Annotated in this window: 19 protein-coding genes and 2 pseudogenes; 12 read left to right on the top strand and 9 right to left on the bottom strand. The window is 70.3% G+C overall.

The window, feature by feature from the left end; genetic code table 11:
• Positions 1 to 22: 22 nt before the first annotated feature.
• Positions 23 to 1933 (bottom strand): DUF2264 domain-containing protein, encoded by a 1911-nt coding sequence (locus ACFV18_RS11455; protein WP_380481822.1) that lies wholly within the window; start codon positions 1931 to 1933, stop codon positions 23 to 25.
• A 329-nt stretch (positions 1934 to 2262) separates the two neighbouring features.
• Here ACFV18_RS11455 and ACFV18_RS11450 point away from each other — a divergent pair, with 329 nt between their 5' ends.
• The 7 genes and pseudogenes from ACFV18_RS11450 to ACFV18_RS11420 all read left to right on the top strand — a co-directional run.
• Positions 2263 to 3618, top strand: a complete 1356-nt coding sequence (locus ACFV18_RS11450; RefSeq protein ID WP_380481820.1) for an ABC transporter substrate-binding protein — start codon at positions 2263 to 2265, stop codon at positions 3616 to 3618.
• Positions 3618 to 4652, top strand: coding sequence for a carbohydrate ABC transporter permease (locus ACFV18_RS11445; RefSeq protein ID WP_380481818.1), 1035 nt, complete (start codon positions 3618 to 3620; stop codon positions 4650 to 4652). The genes ACFV18_RS11450 and ACFV18_RS11445 overlap by 1 nt, the downstream gene beginning before the upstream one ends.
• Positions 4649 to 5545: a carbohydrate ABC transporter permease gene (locus ACFV18_RS11440; RefSeq protein WP_380481816.1), complete on the top strand. Its 897-nt coding sequence runs from the start codon at positions 4649 to 4651 to the stop codon at positions 5543 to 5545. The genes ACFV18_RS11445 and ACFV18_RS11440 overlap by 4 nt, the downstream gene beginning before the upstream one ends.
• Positions 5546 to 5689: 144 nt before the next feature.
• Positions 5690 to 6670, top strand: coding sequence for a hydroxyacid dehydrogenase (locus ACFV18_RS11435; protein WP_380481990.1), 981 nt, complete (start codon positions 5690 to 5692; stop codon positions 6668 to 6670).
• Positions 6671 to 6982: 312 nt separating this feature from the next.
• Positions 6983 to 7294, top strand: a complete 312-nt coding sequence (locus ACFV18_RS11430) for a trypco2 family protein (RefSeq protein ID WP_380481814.1) — start codon at positions 6983 to 6985, stop codon at positions 7292 to 7294.
• Positions 7291 to 11034: a hypothetical protein gene (locus ACFV18_RS11425; RefSeq protein ID WP_380481812.1), complete on the top strand. Its 3744-nt coding sequence runs from the start codon at positions 7291 to 7293 to the stop codon at positions 11032 to 11034. The genes ACFV18_RS11430 and ACFV18_RS11425 overlap by 4 nt, the downstream gene beginning before the upstream one ends.
• Positions 11035 to 11155: 121 nt before the next feature.
• A pseudogene (locus ACFV18_RS11420) lies at positions 11156 to 11971 on the top strand (3-phosphoshikimate 1-carboxyvinyltransferase); the annotation flags it as partial.
• Positions 11972 to 12074: 103 nt separating this feature from the next.
• Here the strand turns inward: ACFV18_RS11420 and ACFV18_RS11415 are convergent.
• The 5 genes from ACFV18_RS11415 to ACFV18_RS11395 form a co-directional block, all read right to left on the bottom strand.
• The gene (locus ACFV18_RS11415; RefSeq protein ID WP_380481810.1) at positions 12075 to 12488 is read right to left on the bottom strand and encodes a DNA-binding protein; all 414 of its coding nucleotides are present in this window, start codon (positions 12486 to 12488) and stop codon (positions 12075 to 12077) included.
• Positions 12470 to 12754 (bottom strand): hypothetical protein, encoded by a 285-nt coding sequence (locus ACFV18_RS11410; protein WP_380481808.1) that lies wholly within the window; start codon positions 12752 to 12754, stop codon positions 12470 to 12472. The genes ACFV18_RS11415 and ACFV18_RS11410 overlap by 19 nt, the downstream gene beginning before the upstream one ends.
• Positions 12755 to 12801: 47 nt before the next feature.
• Positions 12802 to 13452 carry a Pr6Pr family membrane protein gene (locus tag ACFV18_RS11405; protein WP_380481806.1) on the bottom strand — a complete coding sequence of 217 codons (651 nt, stop codon included), beginning with the start codon at positions 13450 to 13452 and terminating at the stop codon, positions 12802 to 12804.
• A gap of 176 nt (positions 13453 to 13628) precedes the next feature.
• Positions 13629 to 13892, bottom strand: a complete 264-nt coding sequence (locus ACFV18_RS11400; protein ID WP_380481804.1) for a DUF1876 domain-containing protein — start codon at positions 13890 to 13892, stop codon at positions 13629 to 13631.
• Between the two features lie 153 nt (positions 13893 to 14045).
• Entirely contained in the window at positions 14046 to 15536 is a 1491-nt protein-coding gene (locus ACFV18_RS11395) for a flavin-containing monooxygenase (RefSeq protein WP_380481802.1), read from the bottom strand.
• A 127-nt stretch (positions 15537 to 15663) separates the two neighbouring features.
• On the opposite strand from ACFV18_RS11395, the gene ACFV18_RS11390 reads away from it, so the two are divergent.
• Positions 15664 to 16872, top strand: a complete 1209-nt coding sequence (locus tag ACFV18_RS11390; protein ID WP_380481801.1) for a PucR family transcriptional regulator — start codon at positions 15664 to 15666, stop codon at positions 16870 to 16872.
• Between the two features lie 15 nt (positions 16873 to 16887).
• Here the strand turns inward: ACFV18_RS11390 and ACFV18_RS11385 are convergent.
• Positions 16888 to 17007 (bottom strand): annotated as a pseudogene (locus tag ACFV18_RS11385) (GNAT family N-acetyltransferase); the annotation flags it as partial.
• Positions 17008 to 17218: 211 nt separating this feature from the next.
• Entirely contained in the window at positions 17219 to 17908 is a 690-nt protein-coding gene (locus tag ACFV18_RS11380) for a GNAT family N-acetyltransferase (protein ID WP_380481799.1), read from the bottom strand.
• Between the two features lie 160 nt (positions 17909 to 18068).
• Here ACFV18_RS11380 and ACFV18_RS11375 point away from each other — a divergent pair, with 160 nt between their 5' ends.
• The 4 genes from ACFV18_RS11375 to ACFV18_RS11360 are packed head-to-tail and all read left to right on the top strand — an operon-like array spanning position 18069 to position 23841.
• Positions 18069 to 19211: a CaiB/BaiF CoA transferase family protein gene (locus ACFV18_RS11375; protein WP_380481797.1), complete on the top strand. Its 1143-nt coding sequence runs from the start codon at positions 18069 to 18071 to the stop codon at positions 19209 to 19211.
• 28 nt (positions 19212 to 19239) lie between these two features.
• Positions 19240 to 20382 carry an acyl-CoA dehydrogenase family protein gene (locus ACFV18_RS11370; RefSeq protein WP_380481795.1) on the top strand — a complete coding sequence of 381 codons (1143 nt, stop codon included), beginning with the start codon at positions 19240 to 19242 and terminating at the stop codon, positions 20380 to 20382.
• A gap of 37 nt (positions 20383 to 20419) precedes the next feature.
• Positions 20420 to 21634 (top strand): acetyl-CoA C-acetyltransferase, encoded by a 1215-nt coding sequence (locus ACFV18_RS11365; RefSeq protein ID WP_380481793.1) that lies wholly within the window; start codon positions 20420 to 20422, stop codon positions 21632 to 21634.
• 41 nt (positions 21635 to 21675) lie between these two features.
• Entirely contained in the window at positions 21676 to 23841 is a 2166-nt protein-coding gene (locus tag ACFV18_RS11360) for a 3-hydroxyacyl-CoA dehydrogenase NAD-binding domain-containing protein (RefSeq protein ID WP_380481791.1), read from the top strand.
• Here ACFV18_RS11360 and ACFV18_RS11355 read toward each other — a convergent pair.
• On the bottom strand, positions 23829 to 24578 hold the full coding sequence (locus ACFV18_RS11355) for a MerR family transcriptional regulator (protein WP_380481789.1): 750 nt from the start codon (positions 24576 to 24578) through the stop codon (positions 23829 to 23831). The genes ACFV18_RS11360 and ACFV18_RS11355 overlap by 13 nt on opposite strands.
• Positions 24579 to 24669: the final 91 nt, after the last annotated feature.

The raw sequence follows: 24669 nt of genomic DNA, 5'->3' as shown, positions 1-24669 counted from the left end.
AAGGGGGGACAGCAGCGATGCGTCAGGAGGTGGGCGGGAAGGTGAAGTTGGTGGTCGTCATGTCCGGCCAGGTGATGGTGAGGTCGTGGCCGGTCGGGGTGGGGGTGGCCGCGAAAGTGAGGGCCGTGAGCGGGGCGAGGGCGGCCGGGGCAGCCGTGAGGCGGGTGGCGGTGGCGAACAGCCCGGTGGTGAGGGTGCCGTGCAGGTGCGGAACCGCGGCGCTGTCGCCGAACGCGGTGCCGCCGGGGGCGGGGGCGGTGGTGGCGGTGGTCCAGCCGTGGAGGGCGAGGAGTTCGGTGCGGAGGTGGTCGTCGCCGGTGATCCGCGCGTGGCAGTCGGTGACGGAGGAGCGGGCTCCGGTGACCGCCCAACCCCCCTCGCGGACGGCCGTGCCGGGCGTCGCGCCGCGGACGAGGTGGACCCGGACCTCGTCGGGCCCGTGGGCGAGGGTCAGCGAGGTGACGGTGACGCCGGGCAGTTCGACGCCCTGGTGCCGGGGCCGGTGCGAGGACGCGGCCCAGCCGCAGCTGCCGAGAAGGCCGGCGCCGAGCGGGGTGATGGGCCCGCGTTCGGTGGGTTCGCCGTCGAGCAGGAGGGCGAAGTGGTTGTCGCCGGCGGCGGCGTTCGGCCCGGTGCGGGTGGAGTGGGCGAGGCGGGAGTAGAGCGGGTTGTCGGCGACGGGGGCGTCCGCGGGCTGGTCGTCGCTGCCGTGGTTGTGCAGGCGGACGAGGCCGTCGGCGGCGGTGGACTGGATCAGCCAGCCTGGGGCGGGCAGGGGGGTGACGGCGTCGGTGGTCTCGGCGGGGGAGGGGGTTTCGGGGGCGGTCCAGACGGGATGGTCGGGCGGCAGCAGCAGGCCGAGGAAGCCGCCGGAGGCCCAGTAGGGGGAGGCGGGGCCGGAGTAGGGCTGGACGATCGGCGGGTAGGGGCCGTGCCAGCCGAGGGTGAGCAGGCCGTGTTCGTCGAGGGCGTCGCGGTCGAGGAAGTAGCGCAGCGCGCCGGAGGCGAGCCGGCGGGTGGTGCCGGGGTCGAGCGGGGTGGTGCCGAGCAAGGCGCCGGCCCACAGCGGGGCGGCGGCGGCGAACCGGTAGCTGAGGGAGCGTCCCTGGTGGATGGGTGCGCCGTTGCCGTCGAACAGCCGGGAGTAGTCGGCGAGGTAGGCGTGCAGACGGCTCCCGTAGCGGGCGGTGAGCGCGGGGTCGGCGGCGAGGTGGGCGTGCAGGGCGGGGTAGAGGTGCAGCGCCCAGCCGTTGTAGTGGTCGATGGCGCGGGGGCGGCCGTCGGTGTACCAGCCGTCGCCGAGGTACCAGCGGTCGATGCGTTCCAGGCCGCGGTCGATGGCGGCGTTCGCGGCGTCGGTGTCGATGCCGGCCTCGGCGAGGAAGCCGCCGACGGTGAACGGGAACAGCCACCAGTTGTTGTCCACGGGCCGGCGGTGCAGGGCCTGGGCGAGCCAGGCGCCGGCGCGTTCCTGGACGGCGGGGTCGAGGCGGTCCCAGAGCCAGCGGCGGGTCAGGCGCAGGCCGATGGCGACGGAGGCGGCTTCCACCATGGGCTGGCCGCGGTCGGTGATGGCGCCCCAGGAGGTGAGGTCGCCGTCGGAGAGCCGGAGTTCGGTGGTGGGGCTGCGGGTGCCGGCGGCGAGGCCTTCGGCGTAGCGCTCCAGCAGGCCGGTGGGGTCGTCGCCGTCGGCGCCGGCCACCCGGATCGCGGCGAGCAGGAAGGTGCGGGCGTAACCCTCCAGGCCGTCCGAGCGGGGGCCGGACCAGCTGGGCCGGGTGCCGGGCAGATTGATCAGGGCATTGGCCGGTCCGGCGTAGCGGCGGACGGCGGCCAGCAGGTGGTCGGCGGCGCCTTCCCAGTGGGCCCTGGTCCAGCCGGTGTACGGGCTGAGTGCGCGGTCTTCCGGCGGGAGGGCGAGCGGGTGCGGCATGGCGGCCTCGGTTCCTGTGGGCGCGAAGTGGGCACGGGTGGGCGCTGGGGATACCCGGCCGACCCTAGGAAGAGGCGATCACGCCGTCAAGGATTGCTGATCGAATGATCTCCTTGATCCGATTGTGACCTCGGCGAAAGCGCTGAAGAGTCAAGCTGAGCGCCGCTTGAAGGGTCAAGAGTGATTGATCATTGCAGATCATTTGATCCCGATCTCTTGACGTCTGATCGGAGGCCGTCCCAAGATAGCGGTCAACCCGGCCCGACCTGCTCAAATCGGGCGATCGGGTACCTACCCGGCGTTTCAAGGACCCCCACAGGAGCCGTGCCATGCCCTCTCCCGCTCTCCACCGCCGCAGAGCCCTCCGTCTCGCCGCCGCCACCACCGCCACCGTCCTGGGCGTGACCCTGCTCGCCGCGTGCGGCAGCGACGGCGACAGGTCGGCCTCGGCCTCCGACGCGGGCAGCGACGGCAAGCCGGTCTCGCTCACCTTCTGGGGCTGGGCCAAGGGCACCAAGGACGTGGTGCAGGCCTTCAACGCCTCCCACCCGAACATCCAGGTCACCTTCGAGGAGATCCCGTCCGGCAACGCCGGCGGCTACGCCAAGATCTCCAACGCGGTGAAGGCCGGCAACGCCCCCGACCTGTTCAACGTCGAATACCTGCAACTGCCGGACTTCGTCAGCCAGGGCGCGGTGCAGGACATCAGCAAGCTGGTCTCCGCCGACCTGAAGGGCAAGTACCTGCCGCAGTCGATGGAGCTGACCACGCTGGGCGGCTCCACCTGGGCGCTGCCGCTGGACGCCTCCCCGCAGGCCCTGTACTACCGCAAGGACCTCTTCGAGAAGGCCGGGGTCGCCGTCCCGAAGACCTGGGACGAGTTCAAGGACGCCGCGGCGAAGCTGAAGGCCGCCGACGCCAACACCCGCATCGCCACCTTCTTCCCGGACGACCCGAGCACCTTCGAGGCGATGGTCTGGCAGTCCGGCGCCAAGTGGTTCGGCACCAGCGGCGACAGCTGGAAGGTCGACATGGCCGGCGCCGAGACCAAGAAGGTCGCCGACTACTGGCAGGGCCTGATCGCCGACGACCTGGTCCGCGTCCAGCCCTCGTTCAGCCAGCAGTGGACGGCTTCGCTGCAGAAGGGCGAGACCGCCGCGTACCTCGGCGCCGCGTGGGGCGGCGGCGTGCTGAAGTCCACCCTGGGCACCGACCCGGCCGCCAACGGCAAGTGGGCCGTCGCCCCGGTGCCGAGCTGGGACGGCCAGGCCGCCTCCGGCATGCTCGGCGGCACCACCTTCGCGGTCTCCAAGGACAGCAAGAAGGCCAAGGCCGCGGTCGAGTTCGCCACCTGGGCGACCACCACCCCCGAGGGCATCCAGGCCCGCATCGCCTCCGGCTCCTCCTCCGCCTACCCGGCCGACCCGGAGCTGGTCCCGGTCGCCAAGGCCGCGTTCAAGACCGAGTTCTACGGCGGCCAGGACATCTACGCGATCTACCAGGACGCCGCGAAGTCCATCAAGCCGAACTGGGCCTGGGGCCCGTCCATGGGCGCCACCAACAGCTCGATGAAGGACGCCTTCGGCAAGCTCGGCCAGGGCACCACCGTGCCGTCCGCGGTCGAGGCCGCCCAGCAGGCCACCCTCGCCGAGCTGAAGAACCGCGGTCTGAAGGTGGCCGGCTGATGTCCGGCCGCACCTCCGTCCCGGGCGGCGGCACCCCCGCCGCCCGGGGTGGTTCCGCCGTGACCCGGGGCGGTTCCGTCGTGGCCCGGCCGGCCCGCAGGCGCCGGGCACCGCTCGGCGCCCCGGCCGTCCTGCTCGCCCCGTTCATGGTGCTGTTCACCGCGTGCACGCTGATCCCGATCGGCTACGCGGTTTACCTCAGCCTGTTCAGCGAGCGCCGCTCCGGCCTCGGCTTCGGCGGCACCACCAAGCAGGTGTTCACCGGCCTCGGCAACTACACCCGGGCGCTCGGCGACGCCGCGTTCCGCGACGGCTTCTGGAACACCGCCCAGTACTGCCTGCTGTACATCCCGCTGATGCTCGGCCTGTCGCTGGCCGTCGCACTCCTGCTGGACTCCGCGCTGGCCCGCGCCAAGCGCTTCTTCCAGCTCGCGCTGTTCCTGCCGCACGCCGTCCCCGGCATCATCGCCGCCCTGGTGTGGACCTACCTCTACACCCCCGGCATCAGCCCGGTGATCGACGTGCTCAGCTCGGCCGGCACCCAGGTCGACGTGCTCGGCCACCCGCTGCCCGCGGTCGTCAACATCGCGATCTGGGAGTGGACCGGCTACAACATGGTGATCTTCTACGCCGCGCTGCAGGCCATCCCGCGCGAGGTGCTGGAAGCCGCCGTGGTCGACGGCGCCGGACCGCTGCGCACCGCGTTCAGTGTGAAGATCCCGCTGATCCGCGCGTCCGTGGTGATGGTCGGACTGTTCACCGTGATCGGCTCGCTCCAGCTGTTCACCGAACCGGTGATCCTGCACGACGTCGCCCCCGGCGTGGTCTCCACCTGGACCCCCAACATGTACGCCTACTCCGCCGCGTTCGAACGCAACGACTACGGCCTGGCCGCCGCGTCCTCGGTGATCCTCGCCCTGGTCGCCGCCGCGCTGTCCCTCGTGGTCACCCGCTTCACCCGCGGCCGCGACGAGAGGCGGACCGAGCAGCGGACCGCGAACCGGACCGAGCAGCGGACGGAGACCGCCCGATGAGCAGCACCCTCACCCCCGTCCGCCCCGCCGCCGACACCGCCGTGAAGCCGCGCCGCCGCCCCTGGACGCTGTCGAAGACCGCCGTCAACGGGGCGCTGGTCCTCGCCACCCTCTACACCCTGCTCCCGCTCGGCTGGCTGCTCACCGCCTCCGCGAAGAACACCGCCGACCTGATCGGCGGCCGCTCGCTCGGCGCCGGCAACTTCCACCTCGGCCAGAACCTGCACGACCTGGCCACCACCGGCGACGGCATCTACTTCCGCTGGTACCTCAACTCCCTGCTGTACGCCGGGATCGGGGCTGCGCTGTGCGCGCTGATCTGCGTCTGCGCCGGCTACGCGTTCCACGTCTACAGCTTCCGCGGCAAGGAGAAGCTGTTCGGCGTGGTGCTGCTCGGCGTGCTGGTGCCCACCACCGCGCTCGCCCTGCCGATGTACCTGCTGGCCTCCCAGCTGCACATCGTCAACACCTACTGGGCGGTGCTGCTGCCCTCCCTGGTCAACCCCTTCGGGGTGTACCTGGCCCGGGTGTTCTGCGCCGGCTACCTCCCCGGCGAGACGCTGGAGGCCGCCCGGATGGACGGCGCGAGCGAACTGCGGACCTTCTGGTCGATCGGCCTGAAGATGGTCATGCCCGGCTTCGTCACCATCTTCCTGTTCCAGTTCACCGCGATCTGGAACAACTTCTTCCTGCCGCTGGTCATGCTCTCCGACAACCGGCTCTTCCCGGTCAGCCTCGGCCTGTACTCCTGGAACGCCCAGACCCACGCCTTCCCCGAGTACTACCCGCTGGTGGTCACCGGATCGCTGCTCGCCGTCCTGCCGCTGGTCATCGCCTTCGTGCTGCTCCAGCGCCACTGGAAGGCCGGACTCACCGCCGGCAGCGTCAAGTAACCCCCTCCTTTTCCACTGCGCCTTCTGGGGAGCCCCGCCATGCCCAACTCCGCGCCCGCCGAGGCACCGCTCGCCGAGGCACCGCCCGCCGAGGCACCGCCCTCCGCCGCCACCGTCCGGACCCGCCCGCGCGCCCTGCTCGCCATGCACGGCGACCTCGCCGCCCGGTTGATCTCCCCCGACACCATGGCCCGGATCGCCGAACTCGCCGACCTCGACCCGGAGTTGGTCATCGACGACTTCTCCTCCCCGGAGGGCGCGGCCGCCCTCGCGGAGGCCGAGGTGATCATCAGCAGCTGGGGCTGCCCCCCGCTCACGGACTCCGTCCTGGCCGCCGCCCCCAAGCTCCGCGCCGTCCTGCACGCGGCCGGCTCGGTCAAGCACCACGTCACCGACGCCTGCTGGGACCGCGGCCTCGGCATCACCTCCGCCGCCTGGGCGAACGCCCTGCCGGTCGCCGAATTCACCGTCGCCGCAATCCTGTTCAGCAACAAGCCGGTACTCCGCCTGGCCGCCGACTACCGCTCCCGGCGGGCCCCGCACGACTGGCAGGCCGGGTACGCCACCGTCGGCAACTACCGGCGCACCGTCGGCATCGTCGGCGCCTCCCGGATCGGGCGGCGAGTACTGGAGCTGCTGGCGCCGTACGAGTTCGAACTCCTGCTCCACGACCCCTATGTGACGGAGACCCAGTCTGTGTCCCTGGGCGCCGAGTTGGTCTCCATGGACGAACTCTGCACCCGCTCCGAGGTGTTGAGCGTGCACGCCCCCGAACTCCCGGAAACCAGGCACCTGCTGGACGCCCGCCGCCTCGCCCTGATGCCCGACGGCGCGACCCTGATCAACACCTCCCGCGGCTCCCTGATCGACCAGGACGCCCTCACCGCCGAGCTGCTCACCGGCCGCATCAACGCCGTCCTCGACGTCACCGTCCCCGAGACCCTCCCCGCCGACTCCCCCCTCTACGACCTCCCCAACGTCCTCCTCACCCCCCACATCGCCGGCTCCCTCGGCGGCGAACTCCACCGCATGGCCGCCGCCGCCGCCGACGAACTCGCCCGCTACGTCCAGGGGTTGCCCTTCGCGCACCCGGTCACCCGCGAGGAGATCGCCCGCACCGCGTAGCCGGACCGCACATGCGTGAGGCCCCGCCGCCCCGGGAAAGGGCCGGCGGGGCCTGACAGCTGCGGCGGAGCAAGCTCGGGCGCTCTGGTCGAGTTGACGCTCCTGCTGGGAGGCCAATACTGGTTTGTGTGCGACATCTTGCTCCAGGGAGAGCGTAGATCCGTATTCCATGCTCCCGATGGGGAAAGATTCATCGGCGCTGCGGACGCGCAACCGCTGTCCACTCGGTTGCCGTATGTGCCAATTTCGTGCCCCGTGCAGCGCTTCCGCGTACCGCAATGACGGCTTGCGCATCCGCGAGGGACTGAGACAATGACGGGCCAGCAGGAAAACGTGCCGCAAGAACCGCTGCCGCTCTCGGAGATGGTTGCTGCGCTGCGCCAGGAACTCAAATCGGCGCAGGAGAAAGCCGCCGGTGACAAGCTTCAATTCGGAGTCTCCGGGGTCGAAGTCGAAGCCACTGTCCAAGTTTCCAACAAGGGGACAGGTAAAGGTGGCGTACAGTTTTGGGTCCTTCAGGCGGGCGGCGAATATGAACACGGCAACGTAGCCACCCACCGGATCAAGCTCAGCCTCACCGTGCCCGATGACATGCGCATCGCCTCGGAGGATCAAGCGCAATGACAGGCCTCGATCCCGAACTCCTGGTGAGCATTTCCGCAGGTGGGAAGCGCGGATCGGGCTACCTGTTGACGCCGAACCTTGTACTGACCGCCGGTCACTGCGTGCAATCGGCAGGCACGACAGCGACGGTGCGCAGGCTCTGCAGGTACGCCGAAGACCGGTATGCGTTGATGCCGGACGAAGGGGTTGCGTTCCGGGTCGAGATCAAGAATGACTTGGACTTTGCGCTGCTTACTCGCGCGGAGGATACCGACCCGTTCGCCATCCGGAACAATGGGTGGCCCGGCGACGTGAGGCTCGGCCGTCTGTTCGGCAAAGACCGGGTCCCGGCCCAGGCGCTTGGCTTTCCCGAGTCGCAAGTGGACAAGGTCGGGCCGAAGAACCTGATGAACGTCGAGGATGCCCGGGGCTCAATATTTCCCATGAGCGGTTCCAGGGAATTTATCCAGTCCTTGAACTTCCAGATCGAGACTGGGACCTCTCCTACCCGCTCGGGTACGTCCTTGTGGAGTGGCATGTCGGGGGCGGCTCTGTTCAGCGGAGACCACCTGGTGGGCGTGATCGTAAGAGACCGCGCGACGATCGAGGGGCGGTTGCTGGCGGTTCCGATCAACCTCATCTTCGGGGCGGACGGCGACAGTGCTGCAAATGAATGCCTGCTCCGGGCCAGAGGTGAAGAGCCGACGGAGCAGGTGAAGTTGGACCCGGTGTGGAGTGGGGACGAGCTGCTCAGACCGGCCTATCTTCCGCTGCCGCCCCCCGACCAGTGGTCAGAGGCAGACCTGCTGCAGGCCCGTTACAGCGTCGTGCCCTTCCAAGGCCGGGTGGAGGAGCTTGCCGGGCTGGCCGATTGGTGCCGGCTGCCGGGCGGGTGTCGGCTGCGGCTGCTCACAGGGGGCGGCGCCGTGGGCAAGACCCGTCTCTCCAGGGAACTGTGCCGGCAGATGGCCGCCGAGAGCTGGGTCACCGGAATCGCTGATCCACTGGAGGTCAACTTCTCCAAATTCTGCGATTTCGAGGAGAAGCGGTTGATCGTCGTTGATGACGCCGACACCCATGCCGGCCAACTGGAGGCTCTTCTCGCTACGGCCGCGGAGACAGGCAATCGACTCCCGTTGCGCATCCTGGCCGTGGCCCAGAGCGGCGGAATGTGGTGGAAGGCGCTCAAGCGGCGCTACGAGGCGCTGGTCGACGAACAGGATCCTGCGCCTCTCGACCCACCGGAGAAGGCCGACCGCGAGGAGGTCTACAACGTCGCCTTCGATGCCTTCAAAAGCTGGTACCAGCAAAGGGAAACCACGCACGCACAGCCCGAGCAACAGCCCTATGCGGTGCCTGGCAGCGAAGTCGTGGCCAGGGCTGCAGCGGATGCCGGTGCCGGCGCGCCGAATCTGGAGAGCCCCGACTTCGCCAGCTACCTGCTGATCTTGATCCAAGCATTGGTGGATGCGCGGGCGAGCCTGGGCAAGACACCCTCGGCCACCGCCGGCCCGCCGTCACGCTCGCGGTCGGATGCGCTGCTGGACTACGCCATCGACGTCCAGCGCCAGAGATGGCAGGAGTCCGCCAGAAACGTCTGCCTTCCTGACGATCCTGTCCTCCTTGAACGGGTTGTCGCCATCTCCAGTTTGGCGGTGGCCACCGGCCGGACCGAGGGAGAGGGGGAGACGGAGGCCGCGCGCCGGCTCCGACTCGTCCCCGACCTCGCGGACGAGCCGGAGTGGCGAAGACGGGGGTTCGCTCGCTGGCAACACGCGGAGTTCATCGGGGAAGGCTATCTGCGTTCGCTGCAGCCGCTCCGGCTTGCCGAGCGGCTCGGGGCCAGAGTGATCGCGACGTTTCCCGATCTTGCGCGTCAACTGCTCGACGTCGATGGAAAGGGACCTGGCATTCCGCGATCGACTTCCGACCGATCCCGTCAGGTGCTCAAGGTGCTTCGCGTCCTCCAGCTCACCACCGAAAGCGACGCCTCTTCTCCGGACGGCACAGCTCCCACCGGGGAGGCCATGAAGGATGCACCGGCTCAGAAGGTGGCCCGAAAGGTGATGGAGCAGGCACTACGGGATCATGCGGCTCCTATCATCCGGCTGGTCAAGCAGGTCGCGATGACAGAGCACGACGAGTCTGCGGCCGCCATTGGTGCTTCGCTGGTGGCAGCACTGAACACGACGCTACGGAAGAAGTCCGCGCAGGAGGTTGCTGCGCAGGTCCTCAAGGAACTCGACGTACCCTCTCCTGACGTGCTACTGGAGCTGGCCGTGGCCGTTGCGGAGCATGCGGTGCAGCACTTCCAGCGCATCAATGCGCCGCACACCGAGGAGAACCGGGACATGCTGGCCACTGCCTTGCAGCGCTTGTCACATTACTTGGCGAGTTCTGGGCAGCGACGCCGTGCGTGCGAGGTCGCTTGGGAGGCGGTGGACACCTATCGTGCACTTCAGCCACTGCAGCGGTCGGAGGAGCACCAGTTCGGCTTGGCCGAGGCGCTGAGTGATCTCGCAGACCGCCTCGATGACGCCGGTCAGTTCGAGGAGGCTCACGAGCGTGCCCGAGAGTCTGTACAGCTCCTGGAGCAAATGCGCCAGGACAGTCTCACTCGCAGGCAGGCGTTCGGCCTGGCGAAAGCCTTGTGCACGCAAGCCACCACGGCTTGCCATATCGGTCGGCCACGCGAAGCTCTGCACGTGGCCAACGAAGCCTACGATGTGATTGAGCGGCTTTCGGAGGTTCGTGAGACCGACGAGTACCAGCCCGATGACATCAAGGGGAAAAGGGCATTCGTCCTACGCGGGTTTGCCTGGCAGCTCGGCGAGAGTGGGCGATGGGCGGAAGCCCTGGCCAAGGCGCAGGAGTCCTGCGAATTGTACGAGGAGCTTCGTCAGCACTGCAGCACACGCTGGCACCGCGACCACGCACAGGCTCTCTCCGAAATCGGCCAGATGTATGCAGCCACTGAGCAGTGGGACAAGAGCATCAGGCAGCATGCCCGGGCTCTCGAAAACTACAACATCTTGGAACGGCAATACAGCGAAGCTGTTCGGCCCCAACATGCCATGGCATTGTTCCGCATGGCGACCGGATATCTGGGAAGGGCCGGTTCGTGGCAGGACGGAAATGCAGGCGAAGCCCTGAGGGAGGCGGAGGGCCAGGAGGATCTCGAGGAGGCCCTGGAAGAATTCCGACAGAATGACTCGGCGGAAACGCTGCTGGCCGAACTTGCACGGAAGGATCTCAAGAGCGCGCAGGACAAAGTGGAAGAGGCTCTGGCACAGTATGACAACCTGCACCCCGAGGACTCGTGGGCAAACCGTCTCCACAAGGCAAAAACGCACTGTCTGAAGGCGAATGTCCTCGTAGCAACGGGCCGATATCTCCGCTCACAGGCCGCGGCTGACTCAAAAGGGTATTTCAGTCACGCAAAGTCGGCAGCGCAAACAGCGCTGTCCCTGTACGACGAGGTGGGCGGTCACACCTGGAGCAGCCGACGTGACAGGGCACATACCCAAGCAGTCCTCGCCGCAGCCTACGAAGGCCTGGGCCGCCCCAAGGCCGCGATCCTGCAGGAGTACCAGCGCGCCTTGAACGCGTTCGACGAACTCGACGCGGAAGAACCGGGCCTCGTTGACGAAGACCGGCAAGAAATCAGAACAATCATTGAGGAGGTGCGACACCGGCCAGGATCCCACCACCATCGCCCACGGTCAGGGTCTCGCTCCCGCCCCCGCCGTCCCCGGCACTGACAGAACAAGAAGACGCTCGCCACCGCGTGCAACTGGGACACCGGCGCGTAGCGCGTCACCCGCGGCTTGTCCGAGGCGTAAGACGATCCGTCTCGCGCGAGCCGCGGCAGGGCAGGATCGCGTGCGGACGAGCGGGGTGAAGGGCGGGGAGGTGACGCTGGACGCCGGGCTGTCCTCGCAGTACCTGACGGCGCTGCTGCTGCTCGGCCCGCTGACCGAGGACGGGCTGCGGATCCGGGTCACCGACCTGGTCTCCGCGCCGTACGTCGAGATCACGCTCGCGATGATGCGCAGCTTCGGCGTCGAGGTTGAGCGCGAGGGTGAGATTTTCAGCGTCCCGCCCGGCGGCTACACGGCGACCCGGTACGCGATCGAGCCGGACGCGTCCACGGCGTCGTACTTCTTCGCGGCGGCCGCGGTGACGGGGCGCCGGGTGACGGTGCCGGGGCTGGGGAAGGGCGCGCTGCAGGGGGATCTGAGGTTCGTCGAGGTGCTGGAGCAGTTGGGCGCGGAGGTGGAGGTGACGGCGGACGCCACCACCGTCACCGGCCGGACGCTCACCGGAGGGACCGTCAACATGCGGGACGTCTCCGACACCATGCCGACCCTCGCCGCGATCGCGCCGTTCGCGTCGGGGCCGGTGCGGATCGAGGACGTGTACAACACCCGGGTCAAGGAGTGCGACCGGCTGGACGCCTGCGCGGAGAACCTGCGGCGGCTGGGGATCGACGTGGCGACCGGGCGGGACTGGATCGAGATCCGGCCCGGTGCGCCGAGGACGGCGGAGATCGCCACCCACGGCGACCACCGGATCGTCATGTCGTTCGCCGTCACGGGGCTGCGCACGCCCGGGATCACGTTCGACGACCCCGGGTGCGTGCGCAAGACCTTCCCGGGCTTTCACGAGGCGTTCGCCGCCTGGGCCCGGCACCAGTAGGGGGGTCGGCATCCCGTCGGAGGCCTGCGACTGGCCGAGCCTGAGCACCGACAGCAGGCCCAACTGGTACAGCGGACAGCCGATGGGCTCCACCCGCTGACGGCTACACGGGAACCAGCCGCACCCGGCCGCCGCAGAGCTTGGTGAGATCATCGACGTCCGACGTCAGTACCACTACGGGCCGCTGCTGTCGCAGAGCGAGTTCGGCCACGACGGAGTCGATCGCGTACTTGTGGCCATGCAGGCCGGCCGCCAGCAGGAGGGCCGACGCCGCCTTGGCCTCCTCGTCGCCGATCGGAGCGATGCGAAGGCCGGAGAGCAGCCAGTTCAGCCGGGCCCGGTCGGTCCGGTCGTGCACCGCCTCGATGATCGTCAGCGCGCTGATCACCACCTCCATGCCCCTGGCGCGCGCTTCCGCGACCAGAGCGACCACCGGTTCGTTGTCCGCGAGCAGTTTGGAGAATCCCTCGGAGTCGAGGACCAACGTTCCTTCGTGGTTCAGCTTGCGGCGGGCCATTCGCTCTCCCCGGCGAACACCTCGTCGAACACCCGGCGGGCACGATCCTGTTCAGCTGTGGGGATCGGTCCATTGCGGCGCTCGTAGTCGGCCAGGTATTCGTCCAGTATCCGGCCGCGGAGCTCACGCTCGACGGCGGCGGTGATGAACGCGGAGAACTCGCGCTTGCCGACCCGCTCCCGGATCGCGGCCGCGGTGCCCTCGGGCAAGGACAGGCTGACTCTGGTCGCCGGTCCGTCGCCGATGCTGTAGGTGCGCTCGGTCATGCAGACAGATTATCAAAGGAGTGGGAATTGGCTGGGCCGACCTGCCGTCAGGCCTCCTGAGTGACGGGTTGGGTACGGCGGAGCTTCGTGCCGAGGCGGTCGAGGGCGACGACCAGGGCGGCGAGGACGATGAACTCCACGGTGAGCTGGACCATTTGGAGGCCGACCCAGGCGTAGCCCTTCTCGGTGGGGTCGAGGAAGAAGTAGGGGTAGCGGAGGGGGAAGTTCGGGAAGGCGGCGGCGCGGGCCTCGGTGAGGAAGGCGTAGCCGAGGGGGTAGGAGAGCCAGAGCGGCAGGTCGCGCCAGCGGGACGCGTTGCGGGGGGAGAGCAGCAGCCAGTCGGCGAGCACCATCAGCGGGGTGGTGTAGTGCAGGAAGAAGCTGGACCAGTGCTGGAGGCGGTCGGGGCCGGAGACCAGGCCGGGCAGCGGGTTCTCGCCGTGGTTGAGCAGCACGTGCGCGACGATGCCGGTGATGGTGATGTACAGGACGGCGGCGCCGCGCAGCCGCGGCGCGGGGGCGTCCACCGTCCCCCGCTTGACCATCCAGTAGGCCGCGCCGAGGAAGTAGCCGAGCACGAGCACGTTGCTCTGGAGGGTGAAGTACACCAGCGAGCTGTTGCTGAGGTAGATCCCCAGGAACGCGGACAGGGCGATGGCGCAGCGCCACCACAGGGCGGGGCGGGTCCAGACGGTCATGCGGTCACCGGTGATTCGTCTCGCTGGTGCCCCCCGTGGGCACGACTGATCGCCGCACTCTACCTGCCGGTTCGATGGTCCGAAAAGATCACCGACCGGTGGACGGGCCCGCCCCGCACGGGAGTTCGGCGCCGCTCAGAGACTCAGAGGCTCGGTTGGTTCGGATCTCGGAGTGTTCAGAGCGGGAGGTGCGCCGGGCTGTGGGTGTGGCTCTCGATTCCGGTCTCCGCCTGGCCGGCCAGCTTGTGGGCGAGGTCGTGGCAGGCGCGGGCCGCGGCCAGCTCCTCACCGATGACGGTGTCGGCGTCGTCGGTGGGATTGCGTCGGGCCATGCCGGTGCCCTGAGCGCCGGGCGCGCTGAAGCCGCTGAGCGAGGCGGTGCAGGTGGTGCGGGACTCGTCCTCTTCAAAGGACAGATCGACGATCCAGTGGTTCTGCATGACGTGTCACCTTCCCGTGCGCACCGGCGACGGGCGGCCGGTGCGCCTTCCTCCCAGCGTCCGCCCGCCCCCGGCAGGCGGCAAGGGGCGGCGGCCCGGCCGGGGTGGGCAGCCCGGGAGGACAGTCAGGCCGGGGCGGTCAGGTCGGGGCGGTCAGGAGAAGTGCAGCTCGGGGTCGGTGACCGGCCCGGCGCCGAACGTCCGCTCGTCGTCGCGGTAGCTGGTGGAGGTCTGCCACGGCCCCCGGTCGCCCTGCCGGGGCAGCCCGTCCACGGCGCGCAGGATGTAGCCGGCCGCGAAGTCCAGGAACGGCCGGGTGGGCATCGCCGGGTCGGCGACCTCGGGTCGGCAGATCCGGTGCCCGCGCCGGTCCATGTGGGCCAGCAGGCGGCAGAAGTGCTCGCACAGCAGGCCGACCTTCAGCGTCCAGGAGGAGTTGGTGTAGCCGATCGCGTACGCGAAGTTGGGGACGCCGGAGAGCATCATGCCCTTGAACGCGACGGTCTCGGCGAGCCGCACCGGCACACCGTCCACGCTCATCGGGATGCCGCCGAAGGCCTGCACGTTCAGCCCGGTCGCGGTGACCACCAGGTCCGCCTCCAGCTCTCGGCCGGATTCGAGCAGCACCCCGCGCTCGGTGAAGGTGCGGATCCGGTCGGTGACCACGGACGCCCGGCCGGCGCGGATCGCCTTGAACAGGTCGCCGTTGGGGACGGCGCACAGCCGCTGGTCCCACGGGTCGTACGGCGGGCTGAAGTGCTTGTCCACCGGGTAACCCTTGGGCAGCTGGCGGGCGTTCACCCAGCGGATGATCCGCCGGGCGGTCTTCGGGTGCCGCTGGCAGAACGACCAGACCGCGTACTGCTGGGCGATGTTCTTGCGCCGGGCCAGCGCGTAGCCGCGCTCGTCGCCGAGCAGCCGCCGCAGCAGGTTGGCGAGGTGGTCGCGGCGCGGCACCGGCATGATGTACGTCGGCGTGCGCTGGAGCATCGTCACCTGCCGGGCCCGCTTCGCCATCGCGGGCACCAGGGTGACGGCGGTCGCGCCGCTGCCGATCACCAGCACGCGCTTGCCGGTGTGGTCGAGGTCCTCGGGCCAGTGCTGCGGGTGGACGACGGTGCCGGTGAAACGTTCCAGCCCCTCGAACTCGGGCGTGAATCCCTGGTCGTAGCGGTAGTAGCCCATCGCGCAGAACAGCCAGTCGCAGGTCAGGGTCAGCCGCTCGCCGGTGTCGGTGCGCTCCACCCGGACGCTCCAGCGGGCGTCCGCCGTGGACCAGCTCGCGTCCAGCACCCGGTGGTGGTAGCGGATCCGGTCCTGCAAACCGTTCTCCCGGACGGTTTCGCGCAGGTAGGACAGGATCTGCGGGGCGTCGGCTATCGACTCCTTCTCCCGCCACGGCTTGAACGCGTAGCCGAAGGTGTGCAGGTCCGAGTCGGACCGGATGCCCGGGTAGCGGAACAGGTCCCAGGTGCCACCGAGGTCGGCCCGGGCCTCCAGGATCGCGAACCCCTTGCCGGGCAGTTCGGCGGACAGGTAACGGCCCGCGCCGATACCCGAGATCCCGGCGCCGACGATCAGCACATCCAGATGCTCGACGGGCGCGGCGGTCCGGTCGTGGCGGTGCGCGGCGGCGGTGGACACGGGCGACTCCTGACGGTCCTCGGACGAGACCCCGTCATCGTCCACAAATCCTGCGGCAGTTGCCCAGGTTCAACCTGCACCGAGCTGCCCCTTTCCCGGTGCACTCTGCACTACTACGGTGGCGGGCATGCCGCTGCCCCCAGCCCGGATCCGCAAACTGATCCGCCAGGGCGCCGAGTTCGCCCTCAACCCGCAGCCCGAATGGCTCGCCGAACTCGACGCCGCGACCCTCGCCGGCGAGACCCGGCGGCCGATCGCCGACGACCCCGTCCTCTCCGCCGGCCTGCGCCGCGTCAACCGGGCCAACCTGCTGCGCTGGGCCGCCGCCAACGTCACCGCCCCCGGCGCGCCCGTCCCCGCCCCCGAGGGCGAGGAACAGCGACTGATCGCCCGCGACATCGTCCGCCGCGGCCTGGACGAACCCGCCCTCGACTCCTACCGCGCCGGCGAGAGCGTCGCCCTCCGCCTGTGGACCCGGATCGCCTGCTCGCTCACCACCGACCCCGAGGAACTGCGCGAACTCCTCGACGTCTCACTCCGCTCCATCTCCGCGTTCGTGGACGCCTGCGTCGGCGGGATGTCCGCCCTGCTCCGGGCCGAACGCGCCGCGCTCACCGGCTCCAACCACGCGGAACGGCTGCACGCCGTCGCCCTGCTGCTGGACGGCGCGCCCATCGCCCGCGCCCGCGCCGAAGCCCAGCTCGGGTACCCCCTCGCCGGCACCCACACCGCCGCCGTCCTGTGGGTCGACGACCTCGACCAGGACTTCGCCCAACTCGACCGCGCCGCCGACCTGTTGGCCGCGACGGCGGGCCGGCCGCCGATCCTCGACGTCACCGCGAGCGCGGCCACCCGCTGGGTCTGGACCGCCGCCCGCCCCGACCAGCACCGCCTGCGCACCGGCCTGGACCGGCTCCCCGCCGTCCGCATCGCCCTCGGCCCCGCCGCCGGCGGCGTCAACGGCTTCCGCCGCAGCCACCTCGACGCCCTCACCACCCAGCGCATGCTTGCCTGCCTCGCCTCCGTCCAACGCCTCGCCTCCCACGAGGAGATCGAACTCGTCGCCCTCCTCACCCAGGACCTCGAAGGCGCCGACCGCTTCGTCCGCCGCGTCCTCGGCGCACTCGACGGCCCCCCGGCCGAAGCCGTCCGCGCCTACCTCGCCGAACAGTGCAACGCCACCCGCGCCGCGGCCCGCCTCTTCACCCACCGCAACACCCTGCTCCGCCGTCTCGCCCGCGCCGACACCCTCCTCCCGCGCCCCCTCGCCGACCACCCCCTCGACGTGGCCGCCGCCCTCGAAATCCGCCACTGGCGCGGCCGAACACCTGGCTGACGCCCGGCCCGCGAGCTACCGGCCCGCCAGGTCGCGCCGAAACCAGGTGCCCGTCCCGCCACTGAGGTCGGCCGGGCCCGCCGGGCCGACCGGGACGAACCCGGCCTTGACCAGCACCTTCCGGGACGCGACATTGGCGCGGTTCGCCGGCTCAAAGGCCAGGATCGCCGGGCCGTGGCAGGCATCCAACTGCTTCAACTCAGGCACGGCGCAACCCTATTCAGGCAGCGCCCCGGGATCACCCGACTATCCGCCCACGAGGAGGCGACCCCGTCGCCGTGTGTTCGGCTTCGCCGTGTCTTCTCCTGTCTGCCGGCCGAAGGCCTGCTCCGCGGGGCGCGGTGTCTCAGGGTGTGCGGTAGCCGCGGATGGTGACCTTGGTGCGGATGGTGAAGCCCAGGCGTTGGTAGAGGGCGAAGGCGGTGGTGTCGGCGGCGGAGTGGAGGAAGGGGCGGTCGCCGCGGGCGGTGATTTGGTGGATGAGGGTGGTGATGAGGGTGGTGGCGTGGCCGCGGCCGCGGGCTTCGGGGGCGGTGCAGACGGCGCTGATCTCGGTCCAGCCCGGCGGCTTGAGCCTTTCTCCGGCCATGGCGACCAGCGCGCCGTTCTCCCGGATGCCGAGGTAGGTGCCGAGTTCGTGGGTGCGGGCGTGGAACGGGCCGGGGCGGGTGCGTTCGGCCAGGGCGAGCATCTCGGGGACGTCCGGGGGACCGAGTTCGACCACGTGAGCGGCGGCGGTGCGGGGGAGTGCGGAGAGTGCGCCGGGGTGGGTCATCTGGTAGCCCTCGAAGGTGAATTCGGGTGCCAGGTGGTCGGGCGGGAGAACGGGGCAGTTGACGAGGAGGGCGAAGGCGTCGACGCCGAGGAGTGCGATCAGGTCGTCCCAGGAGCCGGGTTGGGCGGTGATGGCGGAGAAGCTCGCCACCTCGGGGAGGAAGCTGGAGGCCCGGCCGTGGTGGCGGGCGAGGTGGGCGTGCGGGCCGGCGAGCGAGGCGGCGACGGGGTTGTCGAGGACGGTGGTGTCACGGTCGGGCATGGTGGGTTCCCTCCGGAAGGTCGGACGCGCGGTCGGACGCGGTTCCATCATCGGGGATCGCGTGTCGCGGACCGTCCGGTTGACTCTTGTTACCGGCGAGTCGCATCCCTATCATCGCCACTGTGACAGCTTTACTGTCAAACCTGGGAGGCGCTCGCCGATGACCCCCGCAACACCCCCCGCCGCGGCTGCCGGGCCGCTCGCGGGTGTCCGGGTCCTGGAGCTGGCGGGCATCGGGCCCGGCCCGTTCGCCGCGATGCTGCTCGCCGATCTGGGGGCGGACGTGGTGCGGGTGGACCGCCCGGGCGGGCAGGTGCTCGGGCCGGCCCCGGAGCAGGACCTGACCAACCGCAACAAGCGTTCCGTCGTGGTGGACCTGAAATCCCCGGGCGGACAGGGCCTCGTGCTCGACCTGGCCGCCCGCGCCGACCTGCTGATCGAGGGCTACCGCCCGGGCGTCGCCGAACGCCTCGGCATCGGCCCGGAGCAGTGCCTGGCCCGCAACCCGGCGCTGGTCTACGGCCGGATGACCGGCTGGGGCCAGGACGGTCCGCTCGCCGACCGTGCGGGCCACGACATCACCTACCTCGCCACCTCCGGCGTCCTCGGCCTGATCGGCGACCCGGACGGCCCCCCGGCGATCCCGGCCAACCTGCTGGGCGACTACGCAGGTGGCTCGCTGTATCTGGTGGTCGGCCTGCTGGCCGCCCTGCACCACGCCCGGGCCACCGGCACCGGCCAGGTCGTGGACGCCGCGATCATCGACGGAGCCGCTCATCTCTCCACCATGCTGTGGGGCCTGCTCGGCGCCGGCCTGTGGCAGGACCGCAGAGGCGTCAACCTGCTGGACGGCGGCGCCCCTTGGTACGGCACCTTTGCCACCGCCGACGGTCGTTGGATGGCCGTAGGCCCGCTGGAGCCGCAGTTCTACGCCGAGTTCACCCGGCTGCTGGAGCTCGGCGAGGACGCCCCCGCGCAGTACGACCTGCCCCGCTGGCCCGAGCTGCGCGAACGGATCGCGCAGCGTTTCGCCACCCGCAGCCAGGCCGAGTGGACGGAGCTCTTCGAGGGCCACGACGCCTGCGTGGCACCGGTGCTGACGCTTCGTCAGGCCGCCGCGCATCCTCACCTGGCCGCCCGTGGCAGCTATACCGAGCAGCACGGCACCGTCCAGCCCGGCGTCGCCCCGCGCTTCTCCGCCACCCCGGCCGCGCTGCGCACCCCGCCCGCGCGCCCCGGCGAGCACACCGCCGAGGTGGCCCGCGACTGGGCCGTCCCGGCACTCAAGCCGCAAGCCTCCTGACCCGCAAGCCTCCGGAAGGAGACACCCGTTGCAGCGCGAGCTCTACACCGAGGAACACGAGGACTTCCGCGAGAGCGTCCGGGCCTTCCTCGCCAAGGAGGTCGTCCCGCACCACGCCCGCTGGGAGCAGCAGGGCATCGTCGACCGTGAGGCCTGGCTGGCCGCCGGAAAGGCCGGTCTGCTCGGCATCGCGGTGGACGAGCAGTACGGCGGCGGTGGCAGCCCGGACTTCCGGTTCGCGGCGGTGCTGGCCGAGGAGTTCACCCGGGTCGGCGCCAGCGGCCTGGCGATCGGGCTGCACAACGACATCATCGGCCCGTACCTGACGGGGCTGGCCAGCGAGGAGCAGAAGCAGCGCTGGCTGCCGGGGTTCTGCTCGGGTGAGTTGATCAGCGCGATCGCGATGACCGAGCCGGACACCGGTTCCGACCTTCAGGCGATCCGCACCACGGCCGTGGACGCGGGTGACCACTATGTGCTGAACGGCGCGAAGACCTTCATTTCCAACGGGATCCTGGCCGATCTGGTCGTGGTGGTGGCGAAGACCACCGCGGAGGGTGGCGCGCACGGCCTGAGCCTGCTGGTGGTGGAGCGCGGCATGCCGGGCTTCGAGCGCGGCCGCAACCTCGACAAGATCGGCCAGAAGGCGCAGGACACCGCCGAGTTGTTCTTCCAGGACGTGCGGGTGCCGAAGGCGAACCTGCTGGGCGAGGAGAACCAGGGCTTCCTGTACCTGATGCGCAACCTCGCCCAGGAACGCCTGGCGATCGCGGTCGCGGCGATCGCGGGCGCGGAGTACGTGCTGGAGGAGACCACGGCGTACGTGAAGCAGCGCACGGCGTTCGGCCGTCCGCTGGCCAAGCTCCAGCACGTGCGTTTCGAGATCGCCGAGCTGGCCACCGAGTGCGCCGTCACCCGGACCTTCGTGGACCGTTGCGTGCTGGAGCACAACAAGTACAACCTGACGCCGGTGGACGCCTCGATGGCCAAGTGGTGGACCACCGAGCTGCAGAAGCGCACCGCCGACCGCTGTCTGCAACTGCACGGCGGTTCCGGCTACATGAGTGACAGCGCGGTCGCCCGGGCGTTCACCGACGGGCGCGTCCAGACCATCTACGGCGGCACCACCGAGATCATGAAAGAGATCGTCGGCCGCTCCCTGCTCGGCTGACCCGGCCGACCCACACGTCTGAAAGGCATTCGACACCGTGACCACCGAAGCGTACGTCTACGACGCGATCCGCACCCCGCGCGGACGCGGCAAGCAGACCGGCTCCCTGCACGGCACCAAGCCGATCGACCTGGTGGTCGGTCTGATCCACGAACTGCGCCGCCGTTTCCCGACCCTGGACCCGGCCGCGATCGACGACATCGTGCTCGGCGTGGTCAGCCCGATCGGTGACCAGGGCTCCGACATCGCCCGGGTCGCGGCGATCGCCGCCGGCCTGCCGGACACCGTCGCCGGCGTGCAGGAGAACCGCTTCTGCGCGTCCGGTCTGGAGGCCGTCAACCTGGCCGCGGCGAAGGTCCGTTCGGGCTGGGAGGACCTGATCCTGGCCGGCGGCGTGGAGTCGATGTCCCGGGTGAAGATGGGCTCCGACGGCGGCGCCTGGTTCGCCGACCCGATGACCGCCTACGAGACCGGTTTCGTTCCGCAGGGCATCGGCGCCGACCTGATCGCCACCATCGAGGGACTGTCCCGCACCGACGTGGACGCGTTCGCCGCCGAGTCGCAGGCCCGCGCCGCCAAGGCGCAGGCGGACGGCCTGTTCGACCGCTCGGTCGTCCCGGTGCGCGACCGCAACGGCCTGGTGGTGCTCGGCCGCGACGAGTTCATCCGCCCCGGCACCACCGTGGAGACGCTGGCCGGCCTCAAGCCGTCCTTCGCCGACATCGGCGACCTCGGCGGTTTCGACGCGGTCGCGCTGCAGAAGTACCACTGGGTGGAGTCCATCGACCACGTGCACCACGCGGGCAACTCCTCCGGCATCGTGGACGGCGCGGCGCTGGTCGCGATCGGCTCGAAGGAGATCGGCGAGCGCTACGGCCTCACCCCGCGCGCCCGGATCGTCTCCGCCGCGGTCTCCGGCTCCGAGCCGACCATCATGCTCACCGGCCCTGCGCCCGCCACCCGCAAGGCCCTCGCCAAGGCCGGGCTGACCGCCGCCGACATCGACCTGGTGGAGATCAACGAGGCGTTCGCCGCCGTCGCGCTCCGTTTCATGCGCGAACTCGGCTTCCGCCACGACCAGGTGAACGTCAACGGCGGCGCGATCGCGCTCGGCCACCCGCTCGGCGCCACCGGCGCGATGCTGATCGGCACCCTGATCGACGAGCTGGAGCGCCGCGACCTGCGCTACGGCCTGGCCACCCTGTGCGTGGGCGGCGGCATGGGCATCGCCACCGTCATCGAGCGCATCTGACCACCCGTCCACTCACGTATCCGAACAAGGAATTCGACACAATGACCGACGTGAGCCCCATCCGCTGGGAGCAGGACCAGGACGGCGTGGTCACCCTCGTCCTCGACGACCCCGCGCAGTCCGCCAACACCATGAACGCCGCGTTCACCGACGCGCTCGAAGCCACCGTCGAACGCCTCGCCGCCACCGAGGAGTTGACCGGCGTCATCGTCACCTCCGCGAAGAAGACCTTCTTCGCCGGCGGCGACCTCAAGCTGCTGTCCTCGGTCGGGCCGGACGACGCCGAGCAGGTGTTCGCCAACTCGATGCGGATCAAGCGCGCGCTGCGCAAGCTGGAGACCCTCGGCAAGCCGGTGGTCGCCGCGATCAACGGCGCCGCGCTCGGCGGTGGCCTGGAGATCGCCCTCGCCTGCCACCACCGGATCGCGCTGGACGCCCCCGGCAGCAAGATCGGCCTGCCCGAGGTCACCCTCGGCCTGCTGCCCGGCGGCGGCGGAGTGGTCCGCACCGTGCGGATGCTCGGGATCACCGACGCCCTGCTCAAGGTCCTGCTGCAGGGCCGCCAGTACCGTCCCGCGCAGGCGCTCCAGCACGGCCTGGTGCACGAACTCGCCTCCAGCGCCGAGGAGATGCTCGCGCAGGCGCGCGCCTTCATCGCCGCCAACCCGGTCAGCGCGCAGCCCTGGGACGCCAAGGGCTACAAGATCCCCGGCGGCACCCCCAGCACCCCCGCGCTCGCCGCCAACCTGCCCGCCTTCCCCGCCAACCTGCGCAAGCAGCTGAACGGCGCGCCCTACCCGGCGCCGCGCAACATCCTGGCGGCGGCGGTGGAGAGCTCGCAGGTGGACGTGGACACCGCGTTCGTCATCGAGGCCAGGTACTTCGCCGAGCTGGCCTGCGGGGCCACCTCCAAGAACATGATCCAGGCCTTCTTCTTCGACATGCAGGCCGTCAACTCCGGTGCCTCCCGCCCGAGTTCGGTTCCGGCGCGGAAGGCGTCGAAGGTCGCGGTGCTGGGCGCCGGCATGATGGGCGCGGGCATCGCGTACTCGTGCGCGCAGGCCGGTCTGACGGTGCTGCTCAAGGACGTCACGCTGGAGGCCGCCGAACGCGGAAAGGCCTACTCCGCGGGCCTGTTGGACAAGCAGGTGCAGCGCGGACGGCTGTCCGCCGAGGAGCGCGACGAGTTCCTCGCCCGGATCACCCCCACCGCGGACGCGGCCGACCTGGCCGGCTGCGACACCGTCATCGAGGCGGTCTTCGAGAACCCCGAGCTCAAGCACAAGGTGTTCCAGGAGATCCAGCACGTGGTCGCCCCCGACGCGCTGCTCTGCTCCAACACCTCCACCCTGCCGATCGGCCTGCTCGCCGAGGGTGTCGAGCGGAGCGCCGACTTCATCGGCCTGCACTTCTTCTCGCCGGTCGACAAGATGCCGCTGGTGGAGATCATCCGCGGCCCGCAGACCGGCGACGAGGCGCTCGGCCGCGCCTTCGACCTGGTCCGGCAGATCCGCAAGACCCCGATCGTGGTCAACGACTCGCGCGGCTTCTTCACCTCCCGGGTGATCGGCCAGTTCATCAACGAGGGCGTCGCGATGATCGGCGAGGGCCTCGACCCGTCCTCCGTCGAGCAGGCCGCCGCGCAGGCCGGGTACCCCGCGAAGGTGCTGTCGCTGCTGGACGAGCTGACCCTCACCCTGCCGCGCAAGATCCGCAACGAGTCCCGCCGCGCCGTCGAGGAGGCCGGCGGCACCTGGACCGAGCACCCCGGCGAGATCGTCATGGACCGGATGCTCGACGAGTTCCAGCGCCCCGGCCGCAGCGGCGGCGCCGGCTTCTACGAGTACGTCGACGGCAAGCGCACCCGGTTGTGGCCCGGCCTTCGTGAACACTTCGCGCGGCCCGGCGCGGAGATCCCGTTCGAGGACATGAAGGAACGGCTGCTCTTCTCCGAGGCCCTCGACTCGGTCCGCTGCCTGGACGAGAACGTGCTGACCTCGGTCGCCGACGCCAACATCGGCTCCATCCTCGGCATCGGCTTCCCCGCCTGGACCGGCGGCGTCCTGCAGTACATCAACGGCTACCCGGGCGGCCCGGCGGGCTTCACCGCCCGCGCCCGCGAACTCGCCGCCGCGTACGGCGAGCGCTTCACCCCGCCGGCCTCGCTGGTCGCCCTCGCCGAGAGCGGCGGCCACTACCGCGACTGACCCTGCTCCTCCTGGCCCGCCCGCTCCGCCGGGCGGGCCAGCTCCTCCGCGAGCGAGCGCTGGAAGGCCGTCACCAGCGCCTGCACCACCATCGGCTGGATCCGGTCCGTCAACTCCCGCATCCGCTCCAGCTCTTCGGGATCCGGGCCGCTCTCCCGGTACGGGCGCCACACGGTGTCCCGGAACAGCCGGTGCAGATCGTGCGCCGTCGCCTGGCTGTGCAGCCGCACCACCGCCCGGGCCGCCACCAGCGTCTCCAGCGGGATCGGCACGTCCAGCACCCGCACGCCCAGCGGCAGCAGCCCCGGCTCCACCTTGAACACGTCCGGGTCCCCGGTGCGGTGCAGCGCGCCCATCGCCGCGAGCGAATCCAGATCCGCGTCCGACAGCGCCCGCCCCGTCCGGCGCTCCAACTGCGCCCGGCTGGCCTCCTCGGCCGACTCCGGCGTCCACGACGCCACCAGCGCCCGGTGGATCGCCAGGTCCAACTCGCCGATGTCCGAGGGCAGTTGCGCGAGATAGCGGTCGATCGCGGCCAGCGTCAGACCCTGCCGCTGCAACTCCTCGATCAACTCCAGCCGCCCCAGGTGCTCAGCCCCGTACAGGCCCACCCGCCGCGGCCCCAGCTCCGGCGGCGGCAGCAGCCCCTTCGCCCCGTAGAACCGCAGCGTCCGGACCGTCACCCCCGCCCGGGCAGCCAGCTCGTCCACCGTGAACCGCGGCTCCCCGCCACCCATCGCAACCCAGCCCTCGCACCAGTACCACTGTGACACCAGCAGTGTGACACCGGTCTCGCCCGGCGGTCCATGGCCCCGCCGGGCGGACGGG

This window comes from Kitasatospora sp. NPDC059673, from assembly GCF_042734215.1.
Classification (GTDB): Bacteria; Actinomycetota; Actinomycetes; order Streptomycetales; family Streptomycetaceae; genus Kitasatospora.
Note: the sequence above shows the minus strand (reverse complement) of the source record. Positions and strands in the feature narration are given on the sequence as shown.